Below are 14,374 nucleotides of genomic sequence, written 5' to 3' on the forward strand. Positions count from 1 at the left end.
AACCCTATAGCTTAAAGAGCATCTTGTTTTACCTTTTTAATTAAATACTTCCCATAACCTGTTTTAGCTAGTGGTTTGGCTAATTCTATTACTTGTTCAGCATTTATAAAACCTTGTTCATAAGCAATTTCCTCTAAACATGCGATTTTTAAACCTTGTCTTTTTTCAATAGTTTGAATGAAACTACTTGCTTCAATGAGAGAATCGTGGGTACCTGTATCTAACCAAGCATAACCGCGACCCATTAATTCAACTTTTAATTGTTGCTTTTTTAAGTATTCCTCATTCACACTGGTAATCTCTAGTTCACCACGCTCTGAAGGTTTAATGGTTTCTGCAATTTTAATCACATCATTGGTGTAAAAGTACAGGCCTACCACAGCATAATTTGATTTTGGTTTACTTGGCTTTTCTTCAATAGAAACCACTTCACCTTTATCATTAAACTCTGCCACACCATACCTTTCAGGATCATTAACGTAATAACCAAAAACAGTAGATTTTCTTTGAGTTATCAGATTATTTTTAGCCTTATGAAGAAGTTCAGTCATACCGTGACCATAAAAGATATTATCGCCCAATACGAGGCATACATCGTCATCACCAATAAATTCTTTTCCTAAAATGAAAGCTTGAGCAAGACCGTCGGGGGAAGGTTGTTCTACATAAGAAAAACGAACACCTATATCTTCCCCATTTCCTAATAACTTCTTGAAATTGGGTAAATCATGAGGAGTTGAAATGATCAAAATATCCTTTATGCCTGCTAGCATTAATACAGAAATAGGATAATAGATCATGGGCTTATCATATATAGGCATCAATTGTTTTGAAATACCCTTAGTAATAGGGTATAACCTTGTGCCAGAGCCGCCTGCTAATACAATTCCTTTCATTTTATTTTGAATATTGAAGTTCGTAATATTTTTGATAATTACCAGAGGTTACATTTTCTAACCATTCCTTATTGTTAAGAAACCAGTCAATTGTAATACTTAAGCCTTGTTCGAAAGTAACAGAAGGTTCCCAACCCAATTCTTTATTGATTTTAGAAGCATCAATAGCATATCGCAAATCATGACCTGGTCGGTCTTTAACATAAGTAATTAACTTTTCAGCAGTTCCATTACTCCGTCCTAACTTTTGATCCATTTGCTCACAAAGTACCTTAATTAGATCAATATTTTTCCATTCATTGAAACCTCCAATATTATACGTTTCATAATTTAGCCCTTTATGAAAGACCAAGTCAATTGCTCTAGCATGGTCTACAACATACAGCCAATCCCTAGTGTAGTTACCATCACCGTATACAGGAAGAGGTTTGTCGGTTAAAATATTATTAATAAATAATGGTATTAATTTCTCTGGAAACTGATTTTGTCCATAATTATTCGAACAATTAGTAATTACATAAGACATACCATATGTTTCACCATAAGCTCTCACAAAATGATCAGAACTTGCCTTAGATGCAGAATAAGGTGAGTTAGGATCATAAGGAGTGGTCTCTTTAAATAAGCCCGCTTCCCCTAAAGTACCATATACTTCGTCTGTACTTACATGATAGAAACGTTTGTTTTCCCAATTGTCTTTCCATAAATTTTTGAAAGCGTTTAAGAGAACCATTGTTCCTAAAATATTAGTTTTTGCAAATGCCAAAGGATCAGTGATAGAACGATCTACATGAGATTCAGCTGCTAAATGAATAACACCTTCAAATTGATGTTCCTCAAAAATACTGTTAATGTAAGCTTCGTCAGTAATATCGCCTTTAAGAAAAGTATAATTCTCTTTATCTTCGATGTCTTTTAGATTCTCTAAGTTGCCAGCATAGGTTAGTAAATCTAAATTATAGATATGGTACTCAGGGTAATTATTCACAAATAATCTTACTACGTGTGAACCAATAAATCCAGCACCTCCGGTTATAAGAATTTTTTTCATTATAGTTTATTAGAGATAAGTTCTTTTGGTAATATGCTTTTCACATCATAAATAATTGTTGATGGAGTTTTAAGGGAAACCCAATCTAAATTTTTGAATTCAGCATGTGAAACTGTCAATACAATGGCACAATAATCAGAAGAAATAGTGTCAACTAACTCTATTCCATATTCTTCTTTGACCTCTTTCTTAGAAGCATATGGATCATATATATCTAAATCGACACCAAATTCTTGAATAACATCAATTACTCTAGAATTTCTAATATCAGGACAATCTTCTTTAAATGTGATACCGAGTACTAATACTTTACTGTTTTAATAGCATGTCCCTCTTTCAGCATCAATTTAATCACTTGATTGGCTACGTGAGATCCCATACTGTCGTTAATTCGTCTACCTGCTAAGATCACTTCAGGGTGATAGCCTAATGCTTCAGATTTATAGGTAAGGTAATAGGGATCAACTCCAATACAGTGGCTCCCATCAAACCGGGACGGAAAGGAAGAAAATTCCATTTTGTACCCGCAGCTTCTAATACTTCTAAAGTATCAATTCCTACTTTATCAAATATCTTTGATAATTCGTTCACAAAAGCAATGTTCAAATCACGTTGAGAGTTTTCAATCACTTTTGCAGCCTCTGCTACTTTAATACAAGAAGCTTTGTGCGTTCCAACGGTAACAATAGTAGCATATAAAGTGTCTATATCGTTAGCAATTTCAGGAGTAGACCCTGAAGTTACTTTCATGATATTGTGAACACGGTGCACATGGTCACCTGGATTAATTCTTTCTGGAGAGTAACCAGCGTAGAAGTCTTTGTTGAACTTCATACCAGCAACTTTTTTATAATACTGGAATACACTCTTCTTCTGTACAACCAGGGTACACTGTTGATTCGTAAATTACGATATCACCTTTAGTCAATACTTTTCCTACAGTCTCTGACGCTTTTTTCAGAGGAGTAAGGTCAGGAGTTTTGTACTGATCGATAGGGGTAGGAACAGTAACGATATATATATGAGCATCTTTGATGTCTTCTAATTTTGAAGTATAAGATAAGCCAGTTGCTTACTTTAATTCTTCTGAACTCACTTCAAGAGTACTATCAGTACCTGCATTTAATTCATCTATTCTTTTTTGGTTGATATCAAAGCCAGTAACATTGTAGCCATTTTTACCAATTCAACAGCTAAGGGTAAGCCCACATATCCTAGACCAATAATTGCTAGTTTTTTCATTATATTTTATCTACATTTTTCTTTTGGCAAATCACTTTTACTCCTAAATCAGGTAAAAGCAATTCCAAATTCCCATTGGATTTTATATTTAAAACATCAGCTTCCACACCCATAAATCCACCTTTTCTCAAAAGCACTCTATCACCTTCAGATATTTCAGCATTAAAGATTTGATCTTCTTCTTCTACTTCACCCATAAATCTTTTGAAAGCATGAAGGTGAATTTCTTGAATGATGGCAGGTTTCCCTTGCCAATACACAAAGCGAACAGCACCAGGGTCTTGAAGTACATTCCATCGTTTGTTTTCTTCTACTTTGATAAAACAATAAGAAGGGATAGCGGGAATGGTGACTTTCTTTTTTCGATCACTCCATTGTCGGAGTGTAGTATATGTTGGACAATAGACTTCATAGCCTGCTTTTTCTAAACGATCTGCTACTTTTTTTTCGTTGCGAGGTTTAGTATACAATGCCATCCATTGTTTTTGAGGAGTATCCAAAGTGTTATTATTAGGCTGACCAGATTTTTAAATGCGGTCCATTTATATTTTGTGGATTTTTTTTTTGCACGGTATATATAATTTCTTTATGGATTACTTGTTGTGCTTTATCCACTAAATTCTTGAGATAAGTTTCATCCAAGTCACCTAACATCAATAATTCTATCTTGTCTGATGATTTACCATCAGCAATATCTCCAACTAAGTAGACTTCTTCCAGATTACCAATGCGGTTCAATATATTCTCTATTATAGTATCAATACCCACATACTTTTTTATAATGGCTTGAATATCCACAAATAAAGGATGAGCAGTATTGACTTTAAATAATTTTTTATTCCCTTCTGAAAAAGATTCTAACATCTCAGCTTCTTCCAACCGATTTAATTCAACTCTTACAGAATTAGTAGATTCTGAAAACTCCGTAGCTAAACCTCTTAAATAAGAAGTATTGGATGGATTTAAAAAGAACTTAAGAAGTAACTTCAGTCGTGTTTTGGAGGTAATTAAGGCTTCGATCATGGTGAAAGTAAGGGAGTTAAAAAAGGTAGATATAAGTAATAACTTAAAACTAAATTTTTGGATTTGTTTTTAATAACCCTTTCTAATGTTCCTGATGTAGTTGTTGTATAATATTTTTGAGTATGATATCACTTTTAGAATAAAATGATTCATGAAAATCAAATAGTTATGAATTTTTAGAGGAAGTCAGTATGAAGATTCACACACGGCTTCGCCACGTCAGTCACATCTTTATTTTTCCGCAACTGCTTTTCCGTAGCGAGACAAAAATGAATTTTCATAACAATAAGTACAAATATTTATGAGTATTTTTTTTACTCGAATTTATAAGGAGCGGAAAATGAAGACATTGTATACTTATTGATGGTTTAGAACTCATTTATTGAGTTGTATTATTTTTAGAATAAATATTGTTTGATTTATAATAGGTGTTTTTTTTACAGTTATATACTCTGAGAGGAAGATAGAAGTTAGTAGATAGAAATTAGGAGTTATCTCTAAATACGCTCCTCTGTATTTGTTTAGAGGTTGAAGCTCTTTTTTAAACTGCGTCAGATAATTTCTAGTTTCTAATTGCTCACTTCTAATTTTTGAATAGTATTAGAATCAACAAGCATCAAAATTTTATTTAATCTCTCAAAAAATAATTCCTAGTTCCTAACTCCTAATTGTTGAATACTATTAGAATCAGAAAGAACCAAATTTTTAATTAATCTTTTAATTTCAGATTAAAAGAGTTCAATAAAACTGTTGCTATTTCAACTTCTTAAATGATTTTTTTTTATCAAAGAGTAAATTTCTTTGTTTTAATGTATGATGTATTATAATTTCGGGTTTTAAAATTGATTTTAGTTAGGATTATTCTTTTAATCCCCAAAATATATTCATTAAATGAAAGAGATCAAAAATATCTGTTGTATTGGAGCAGGCTATGTGGGTGGCCCTACTATGGCAATCATCGCTTTAAAAAACCCTGGAATTAAAGTTAATATTGTTGACATCAACGAAAAGCGTATCGCAGATTGGAATGATACTGATTTAGATAAATTACCAATTTACGAGCCTGGTTTAAAAGAGGTAGTAGCTGAGACACGCGGAAGAAACTTATTTTTCTCAACAGATGTAGACCAGGGAATACAAGACGCAGATATGATTTTTATTTCTGTAAATACGCCTACGAAAACCTATGGTAAAGGAAAAGGTCAGGCAGCAGATCTTAAATATATTGAGCTTTGTGCGAGACAAATTGCTCGTGTAGCCAAGAGAGATAAGATTGTAGTTGAAAAATCTACTTTACCTGTTAGAACAGCAGAAGCACTAAAAGATATTTTATCAAATTCCGAAAGTGGATTCAATTTTGAAATTCTTTCCAACCCCGAATTCCTTGCAGAAGGAACCGCAATAGATGATTTATTAGATCCAGATCGTGTACTTATCGGTGGTGATGATACACCAACAGGGAAAGAAGCCAAAAATACTCTCTCAGCGGTATATGAAGCTTGGGTACCTAAAGACAGAGTTTTACAAACCAATGTTTGGTCTTCAGAGTTATCAAAATTAACTGCTAACGCATTTTTAGCACAAAGAATTTCATCTATTAACGCCATGTCAGCTTTATGTGAAGAGACAGAAGCAGATGTAGATGAGATCGCAAAAGCAATTGGTATGGATTCTCGTATCGGGCCTAAGTTCCTAAAATCATCTGTAGGTTTTGGAGGTTCATGTTTCCAGAAAGATGTTTTAAACTTAGTATATATCGCAAAATCATACGGTCTAACAGAAGTAGCAGAATACTGGAATCAGGTAATTGAATTGAACGATTATCAAAAACGCCGTTTCGCAGATAATATCATCAAAAAGTCTTACAATACAGTAAATGATAAAAAAATAGCTTTCTTGGGTTGGGCCTTTAAAAAAGATACCAACGACACAAGAGAGTCTGCAGCTATATATGTAGCTGATCATCTTCTAGATGAAAATGCACATATTGTAGTGTATGATCCAAAAGTACCAGCTGAACAAGTATACACTGACTTAGAATATCTAAAAAATCATGATCCAGAAGAAATTCGTAAAAGAGTAAGCATTGTAAACGACCCTTACGAAGCAACGAACGAAGCTCATGGTATTGCCGTTTTAACGGAATGGGATGAGTTTAAGTCTTACGATTGGGCCAAAATCTATTCTTCAGTTCTTAAACCAGCCAATGTGTTTGATGGTAGAAATATCCTCAACAAAAAGGCTTTAGAAGAAGTAGGTTTTAATGTTTATAATATTGGTAAGTAGGGGAGATGCCTCTGCAATTATTATACAATACTAACCAAAAAGAGCTCAGGCATTGATGTCTGGGCTCTTTTTGATTGGGGTGGTTGTGTCTTCTCACATGTATGTTAGGAGCGATCCCCTTTGTAGGTGTGTAGTGCTCTGTATAACGTAAATGATGGGATGAATCCCATCATTGTGGACGTTTTGGTCTTCAGTATCATCTAAGTACCCAAGAGATGTTGTAGTTGAGAGAATACCGAAAGTTTCACCATAAGGTAATCTTGAAAAGATGTCTCCAACGAGGGGTTTTAACCCCTCGTACGTCCGGGTGGTCCGTATGCCGTGTACGCGGGTACCTATGCAGAGTGTACCTCCACATGTGTATAGTTTCGACTCACATGTATATCAGGTGTCGTATGCCAGAAGTTATCCCCCTGTCCCCCTTGTACGTGTGCTCTGTATGACGTAAGCGATGGGATGAATCCCATCGTTGTAAACGTCTTCACTTTCGGTATCACTAAGTACCCAAGAGATGTTTTAGTTGCGAGAATGCCGAAAATTTTCACCATAAGTAATCTTAAAAGACGTCTCCAGCGAGGGGTTTTAACCCCTCGTACGTCCGGGTGGTCCATATGTCGGGTGTCCATACGTCCTGGTGATCTCTACGTCCGGGTGTCCCATATACCGAGTATATCCAGGGTGCGTATCCCATGTATAACCTCCTCACACATGAGTGTACTAGTGACATCATCCACTTACCTCTTCTTAAAACAAAGCTGTCAAATTCATACTCCCAATATGGTTCATCTTCACCCCTTCAGACTTCCTTCCATCATATTGCACCCTCAATTGAAGTCCATTGAAAAGTGTTTGAGTCCAGGCTACATTCCATCTGAAGTTGGTGCCTACAGCGAGGGCATTTAGCATTTCGTAAGCGATGGCAGTATTTTGGTCTCCAGCATATTCTTGAATTATAGCAGAAGCTTTTGTAGTGATGGTAAATAAATTGGCCTTACTCCATTTTGTTTCTAATGAAAACTCGTGAGTACTTCCTATTTCTGAATTGTTTTCGGAGACAGAGGCGACTTCTCCATTTTTGAGAGTGAAGGTGTAGCTACTTGTAAATCGTGTGAAGATATTGGGTTGATAGGAGAGGGAGGGAGTAATACCTTGTTCAAGTATGGTATAGTTCCGATCGTCTAAGAAGTCGGAGCCGGAGAAGATATTTCTTTTGGTGAGTTCTGTTTTGAGAGTGATTTTTCTGCTGAAGTTTAACCTGCCACCCAGAGTATAACGGTTGTCAGATCTATTTTCTCTTCCTTGAGTGAGGAGTTGTTGATTCTCTAGCACAATGACTCTAAAGTCTGCCCCGTAGATTGGGTTAGATCGATTAAAAAAGAAAGTGTTTCGGAAAGAGTATTTATAAGCTAGTAAATCGTCTGTTGAAGTAGTAGAAAGTAGAGGTAAATAACGGCCGCTGATGTCTTCGGAAGTCGATTTTTTATCCATTAGGAAAGCGGTAGTGTTAGAAAAACGACTCAAAAATTTAAGAGTACTCATTTTTTTTCTCCATGTTCGAGGAGCATTTAGATTGGCTCTTAGGTTGATGCTTGATCGATACGCAGGGATGTATTCATTGGTAGGGGTGAAAAAACGGGCGTATTGCCTTTCGTCGGGGTTTTGAGCCAAGAAAAATTCATTGAGATCTTTAATACCATCTCCGTTGAGGTCCCTCCAAGTATGAGTGCCTTTTCCGTCGGCTACTCTTACATAGACAAATTCCCTTTGTAGTTCTCGGCTGCTTGAAACAGTGTAGGTGCCATTGATTTTTCCTATGCCTTTACCGATAATGAGACTACCATTGATCCTACCTTGTAAACTTTCTTCATTTTGTGGAGTCGTATTGAGATAATCTGTCCATTTTCTGTAAATCACACTGGCATTGATATTTCCTTTTTTACCACTTTTTCCTAATTGAAATTGATAGGTTTCCATTTTTGTTCTTAGCTGTAAAGTTCCATCAATGGGAGTTTGATCTTCTCGATAACTATAATCCAGTTGGTAATTCCATATTAGACTATCTCCTTTTTTGAGGTACGCTTTATGTTCGGTGAAATTCATCCATGAGTTAGAGATTGAATCATTTCCCATATTGGTCGTCGTTTGTTGATCCGATTGGAAACGATACCCCGGTGTAATAAAATTCCCTTGATAAAAAGTTTCTGCTTTTAGTCTTTTCCATTGAGATTGTTCTTGAGTTGCCCATAAATCGGCATTCATCCAATAGGCGTCTAAGTTTAAATGCCACTTATTAAGATGGTATTTGGATTCTATTTGATGTTGTTGACCAGTTAAAGCCGACTGTCTATCTCTGAAAGCTACTTGATATGATATACTTTTTCCGGTAGTGTCTGCTAAAGTGATGTTTGACATCACATATTTCTCTTCGGTGGGAGGAAGGCTATCGTAAGGTAATGTCCAATCTCTATCAAATTCAATAGAACGAAAACGATCGATAGGTAAGAAGTCTTTATTAAGGTACGTTACCTGAGTGGTGAAATAGGATTTCCAATTTTTCCCTAGTGCACGCCCAAGAGAAGAAAACTGAAACTGTAAAGCATGTCCTTGATTGTTTTGGTTGTCTAAATCAGAAAATAAATTTTGATCTTGATTGGAAAAAGCTGCATCAAAAGTGACACTTTCATAAGCAGAAATATGATAAGTTCCTTTTGTAGTAATCATTTGTTTTTGATTGGGTGCTTGCAAACGCCTTACTGGCAAATGATCCCCTTGAGGAATACCATTGAGAGGAGAAACCCATTCATATACTCTCCCAAAAGGAGTGATTTCTTTTAGTTTATAATCACCTAACTGTGGGCCGACTTGAGAAAAGCCGGCACTAAATAAAGGAGAATCGGTAGCAGAAGCTCGTCTTAGGCAAGTAGTAGGCAGTCCGTTTTCTGTGAGGGTATCAATAAAAGTATACAGCACTCTATTTTCATCAAAAACCTCGACACTATCTATAGCAGGGGCATAAGCATATTGTAAACTATCTCCAATACTCGATAGGATGGCTTTATCAGCATCCGATAGACTATAAAATAAACTAGAATTCCTATCATCTTTCTCTTGATACACTTGAAAAGAAGCCTCCCATTTTTGATGTTCAAAAGATTGGCTAGCTTCTACAATAGAACGACTATAATATTGAACCGCATATTCATAATCAATACGAATACGAGTATATTGAGTGATGATAATTTTTTCATTAAATGTAATTTCAGAGAGGTTGTAGTCAATGACATAATCAGCATCAAAACCACGCTGCAATAATTTTCCATCAATGTACACTTTCTCCGAGTTGGCAATAATCACAATATTGGACTCTCCATTGGGAGCTGTTAGGCGGTAGGGTCCCAAAACACCATCAATAGGAGCGATATTGGCAGAGTAAAATTGTCCTTTAGCTAAAGAGACCCCACCAGCAGTTGTCGATCGAACTCCCCTCTTTTTATTACCCACCATCACTTTTCCTTGCACACCTTGTGTATTTTTAAAATACCTCAAAAAAGTACTTTCCTTGTCATTTTTCATCACAATATCACCCGCATTTAAAACAGCATTTTTATGTGCCAGTTCAATAAAAACCTTATCAAAATCCTGAATTTGTTGGGTATTTCCCTCCGGTTGAAAAGGGACATCTTGATCAGTAAGAGTAGCCGTTAATTTTACATCCTCTGTAATATTTCCTTGTAATTGTAAATTCATGGCAGAATTAACAAAAACATCTTGACTGTTTCCCATAGATAACCCACGCGTTAAAGAACCCGTCTTTTCAATATTAGGTGCATAAAATAGTTCTTTCTTCTTTTGTTGCTCCTCAACTACTAAAACATATTCCTCATTACTCTTTTCAAAACCGTACCCACCAGCATCGTAAATATCCTTAGAACGGTGTTGAGTGACCTCTTCCTCCAATTCAATAATCCTATATTTAACATGAATAATTTCATCTCCCGTAATTGTATCACCCAAACTATTCAAGAAATAAAATTGTCCATTTTGTATTAGAGGTATTCTTCCGTCCGTGTTTCCTATAATACTAATACTCTGAGGTAAAATCACCTCATTCCCCACATTTTGCCCATAGACCTTTACCCACCTTTCCTTTTCAGAAAGCGTCTGCCCAAAAATATTGAGGGAAAAACAACAGAGGATGAAAACGAGTAATCTCAAAAAATCTTAGTTCTACAGATGAGGAATAGAATAAAGTTAAGAAAAAACCAAAAGAATCAACAACAGAGCGATGAATCACCAAGAAAAACCCCTCGTCAAGAATGTATCCCCAGCAATAGAAAATAGTTCTAATCTCATTAAGACAGAGTATTCCTTACCATGTATGAGATCTCAACTCTACTCCCGTCCGCAACGAGGGGGCACGTTCCCCAAGCCTGAGCAGTCACGTACAGGTAGCACAACTTTAGTATAAATATGATGTTATTCCTCCAAAATAGCAGTGCTTCCTCCCCCAACAAAACCAAAACACTAAAAAACATACTTCATTCTTTTACATTCCACTTGTTTCATACCACATTTTCCCTTTATTTTGCCAAGTAAAGTGGATCACTCCATCTAGCGCTAAATTTTCTAAATAACATACAACTATTTTTTTAGATTTGAAATATATTAAAATACTCTACATACTGTTTTTTACCTTACTTTTTTGTGGGTGTGTCTCTAATAAAAGGTTGGCCTATTTGAAAGAAGGTGATGATTACAAAGAAATTGAATTAGATTATGACTCGGTAATGAGATCTGAGAAAGTAATACCATTACAATTGTTGACCCTACGCCCATTTGATCAAATTAAAATTGAGGTAAAAACAGCAACGCCTGACGAATATAATCCTTATCTTTTAATAGATAGGTCAAATGCTAATAATTTGCAAAATATTGGAGGGCCTTTGGGTACTATTGTTGGGTTTAATATTGATGAAAATGGAAATATAGAACTACCACTTATTGGAGATGTGAAGTTATCAGAATTGACTATTAATGAGGCTGAAAGGCTACTTCAAGGCAAGTTAAAGGATTTAATGGATGAGCCAACGGTGTATATAAAATTATTGAATTTTAGATTTACAGTCTTAGGTGAAGTAAAAAGTCCTGCAATTTATGGAACTCTAAATAGGGAAATATCAATATTAGAAGGTATTGCTCAGGCAGGTGGTGTTGATGAACTAGGAGATAGATCTAGAATCAAATTGATTCGCAAAAATAATGATATTGCAGAAGTGGTGTATATAGACCTAAATAGTGAATCCTTCATAGCAAGTCCATACTATTATTTACAGCAAGAAGATGTGATTATTGTTATGCCTTTAAGGCAACGCCCATTCTTAAAGTATTTTAGTCAAAACTTAGCTTTAGTCACTTCAATTACGGGTTTAGTGATTTCAATTGTAACTTTAGTAACTACAAGTAGATAAATGGCTTTGCAAGAAAATATAAAATTTCAAGAGGATAAAACTATTAAAGAATTAAAGAAATGGTTTTTTCTTTGTTTAGAAAATTGGGGATGGATAATTCTATCAGTTATTATCTCACTTGGTATTGGTATTGTTATTTCTATGCATCAAGTATCAGTTTATGATATTAAAGCTGATATAGTAAAAAAAGGGAATACAAATAAAAGTGATGGGTCAGAATTATTATCAATGTTGTCTACTAATACTGAATCTTCTTTTTCTAAGGTAAACATTGAATACGAACAACGGTTTTTTACATCGAAAGATGTTTTATTACCTCTTATTATTAAAGAAAATTTAAATGTAAATTATTTTTCTGCAAAAATATTTAAAGATGTTCCTCTCTATTATGAACGACCTTTTACTTTTTCATATGATAGAACATCAGAATGGGTGCCATTTCATATTCAAATAAGTTTAAATGAAATATCGGAAGAATATTTTTCATTGCATTTTAGTGATGATCATTTAAATAATAAGTATTCAAAAAAGAAATTTAAATATAATGAAATCGCAGTTTTAGATGGTTTCAAATTTAAAGTGATTAAGAACATTGAAAATAATATTAGTATTTCTGATATTTTTATTACACTTCAAGATGATGATCATATTATCAAAAGTTTACGAAGAAAAATAATATTTCAACAAATAGGTAATGCCAATAGTGATGTTCCTTTATTTAGTATTTCTTCAAAAGGGGCTTTACCTAATTTTGAAAAAAAATTAATTAGTAGTTTATTATCTTCAGTGCAAGATGTTGATAAAAAAAACAAAAATTTTGCGATACAACAATCAGCTAAATTCATTCAGCAACAGTTAGAAATTATATCTGATTCTATGCAACTTATTGCTAATGATATATATGATTTAAAAACAAAGAATAAAGAATTGTCAGGAGGTGCGAATTTAGCCTTTGAAAAAATTTACACTTTAGATGAAAAAAGGAAAGAACTACAATTAAGTATTCGTTATTGTGATTATTTGTTAGAAAAACATAAATCGGGTTTAGATCATGATGTAATTATGCCCGAATCATATGGTATTACGGGGTCTCAATTATCAAGTCTATTAGATTTATATACTGATTTGAAGCTAGAAGATAATTTATCAAATGAACGTATTCAAAACTCAATTATTTTTCAAGAAAAAGAAAAAGAAAGGGAAAAGACATTAAAATCTTTAAATGAAAAAATTGGAGATGCAATTCAAAGTACAAGAAGTGCTCTAAATATTCGACTTCAGGAATTAAATAAAGAATTAAGAAATGCAATTAATTCTTCTAACGTTTTATTGTCTGAGGAAAAGGTATTAGGTGATTATGAAAGGTTATTTAAAACTCATGAAGGACTTTATCAATTATTGTTAGAGAAACAAGCAGAATATAATATTAGAGCAGCTAGTACGATTTCTGATTACAGTATAATTACAGAACCTGAAAGTACTGATGCACCAGTTTATCCGAATAAGTTGAAAAATCTAATGATAAGTGTTTTGTTAGGGGCATTATTTCCATTGGGTATACTTTACTTATTAGTAATATTTGATTTTAAAATTAGGGATGAAGAAGATATAACCCAAATTGTTGATACCACATATCTAGGGAATTTAGCTAACATTGAAACATCAGATAAGCTAATCGATCCTTTTACAAGATCTGTATCTGCAGAGAGTTTCAGAAATATTAGAACCAATTTACAATTTCTTGTAGGTGATAAAGATAAGTTTTCTATTGTATTTACTTCTTCAATTTCTGGGGAAGGTAAATCTGTTTCATCCACAAATATTGCTAACTTTTACACTACTTTAGAAAAGAAGGTATTATTAGTAGGTGCCGATTTGAGGAAACCTGTCTTAGATACCTTTTACCCTCAGTTGAATAAAAACCTTGGTATGTCTAATTATCTAAGTTCAGGAACAACTATTGAAGATTATATCCAAAAATCTGAAAATGAGAATTTAGATATTTTATTGTCAGGAACTATACCCCCTAACCCTACAGAATTATTACAAGGGAAAAAGATGAAGGAGTTATATGAGGAACTGCAATCAAAATATGATATCGTTATTTACGATTCTGCCCCTATAGGTATTGTTTCGGATTCTAGAAATTTAATGCGTTATGCAGACTTGGTTTGTTTTGCTGTAAGACAAGGATATACGCCTAAGGCACAATTAGAAAAAACAATTGTTCCTGTTACTCAAATGGAAGATGTGAAATTGGCATTGTTTATGACAGATGTAAAGATGCACAAGAAAGGAGGTTATCAATATTCTTATTATGGAAAAGATTACATATCTTACTTAGAAAAATGATAGGTTTTTAATGATATTTAAAATAAATAAATTAAATTTAGGAGAAAATTAAGTCA

Annotated in this window: 9 protein-coding genes and 1 pseudogene; 3 read left to right on the forward strand and 7 right to left on the reverse strand. The window is 34.0% G+C overall.

Annotation, left to right across the window (positions count from 1 at the left end; genetic code table 11):
* Positions 1-11 precede the first annotated feature (11 nt).
* The 5 genes and pseudogenes from rfbA to NH26_RS00600 form a co-directional block, all read right to left on the reverse strand.
* Positions 12-896 carry a glucose-1-phosphate thymidylyltransferase RfbA gene (gene rfbA / locus NH26_RS00580; protein ID WP_044224519.1) on the reverse strand — a complete coding sequence of 295 codons (885 nt, stop codon included), beginning with the start codon at positions 894-896 and terminating at the stop codon, positions 12-14.
* 1 nt (position 897) lies between these two features.
* On the reverse strand, positions 898-1,947 hold the full coding sequence (gene rfbB, locus NH26_RS00585; RefSeq protein ID WP_044224517.1) for a dTDP-glucose 4,6-dehydratase: 1,050 nt from the start codon (positions 1,945-1,947) through the stop codon (positions 898-900).
* A pseudogene (locus NH26_RS00590) lies at positions 1,947-3,189 on the reverse strand (nucleotide sugar dehydrogenase). Before NH26_RS00590 ends, rfbB begins: the two are co-directional and overlap by 1 nt.
* Positions 3,189-3,689 (reverse strand): UpxY family transcription antiterminator, encoded by a 501-nt coding sequence (locus tag NH26_RS00595; RefSeq protein WP_052432063.1) that lies wholly within the window; start codon positions 3,687-3,689, stop codon positions 3,189-3,191. Before NH26_RS00595 ends, NH26_RS00590 begins: the two are co-directional and overlap by 1 nt.
* A gap of 10 nt (positions 3,690-3,699) precedes the next feature.
* The gene (locus tag NH26_RS00600; protein WP_044224515.1) at positions 3,700-4,212 is read right to left on the reverse strand and encodes a hypothetical protein; all 513 of its coding nucleotides are present in this window, start codon (positions 4,210-4,212) and stop codon (positions 3,700-3,702) included.
* Positions 4,213-5,103: 891 nt separating this feature from the next.
* Between NH26_RS00600 and NH26_RS00605 the strand changes: the two genes are divergently transcribed.
* Positions 5,104-6,498, forward strand: a complete 1,395-nt coding sequence (locus NH26_RS00605) for a nucleotide sugar dehydrogenase (protein WP_044224511.1) — start codon at positions 5,104-5,106, stop codon at positions 6,496-6,498.
* 335 nt (positions 6,499-6,833) lie between these two features.
* On the opposite strand, the gene NH26_RS25325 is transcribed toward NH26_RS00605, so the two are convergent.
* Complete coding sequence (locus tag NH26_RS25325; RefSeq protein WP_158021853.1) at positions 6,834-7,109, reverse strand: hypothetical protein; 276 nt, start codon at positions 7,107-7,109, stop codon at positions 6,834-6,836.
* A gap of 133 nt (positions 7,110-7,242) precedes the next feature.
* A complete protein-coding gene (locus NH26_RS00610) occupies positions 7,243-10,713 on the reverse strand; it encodes a hypothetical protein (RefSeq protein WP_139262762.1) in 3,471 nt (1,156 codons plus the stop codon).
* A 521-nt stretch (positions 10,714-11,234) separates the two neighbouring features.
* Between NH26_RS00610 and NH26_RS00615 the strand changes: the two genes are divergently transcribed.
* Positions 11,235-11,966: a polysaccharide biosynthesis/export family protein gene (locus NH26_RS00615; protein ID WP_139262765.1), complete on the forward strand. Its 732-nt coding sequence runs from the start codon at positions 11,235-11,237 to the stop codon at positions 11,964-11,966.
* Positions 11,967-14,318: a polysaccharide biosynthesis tyrosine autokinase gene (locus NH26_RS00620; RefSeq protein ID WP_044224502.1), complete on the forward strand. Its 2,352-nt coding sequence runs from the start codon at positions 11,967-11,969 to the stop codon at positions 14,316-14,318.
* Positions 14,319-14,374: the final 56 nt, after the last annotated feature.

Source organism: Flammeovirga pacifica, from assembly GCF_000807855.2.
Taxonomy (GTDB): Bacteria; Bacteroidota; Bacteroidia; order Cytophagales; family Flammeovirgaceae; genus Flammeovirga; species Flammeovirga pacifica.

Bases quoted from the DNA above. Each gene is read 5' to 3' on its own strand.
- rfbA (WP_044224519.1), bottom strand. From the start codon at position 896: ATGAAAGGAATTGTATTAGCAGGCGGCTCTGGCACAAGGTTATACCCT.
- rfbB (WP_044224517.1), bottom strand. From the start codon at position 1,947: ATGAAAAAAATTCTTATAACCGGAGGTGCTGGATTTATTGGTTCACAC.
- NH26_RS00600 (WP_044224515.1), bottom strand. From the start codon at position 4,212: ATGATCGAAGCCTTAATTACCTCCAAAACACGACTGAAGTTACTTCTT.
- NH26_RS00605 (WP_044224511.1), top strand. From the start codon at position 5,104: ATGAAAGAGATCAAAAATATCTGTTGTATTGGAGCAGGCTATGTGGGT.
- NH26_RS25325 (WP_158021853.1), bottom strand. From the start codon at position 7,109: ATGGACCACCCGGACGTACGAGGGGTTAAAACCCCTCGCTGGAGACGT.
- NH26_RS00620 (WP_044224502.1), top strand. From the start codon at position 11,967: ATGGCTTTGCAAGAAAATATAAAATTTCAAGAGGATAAAACTATTAAA.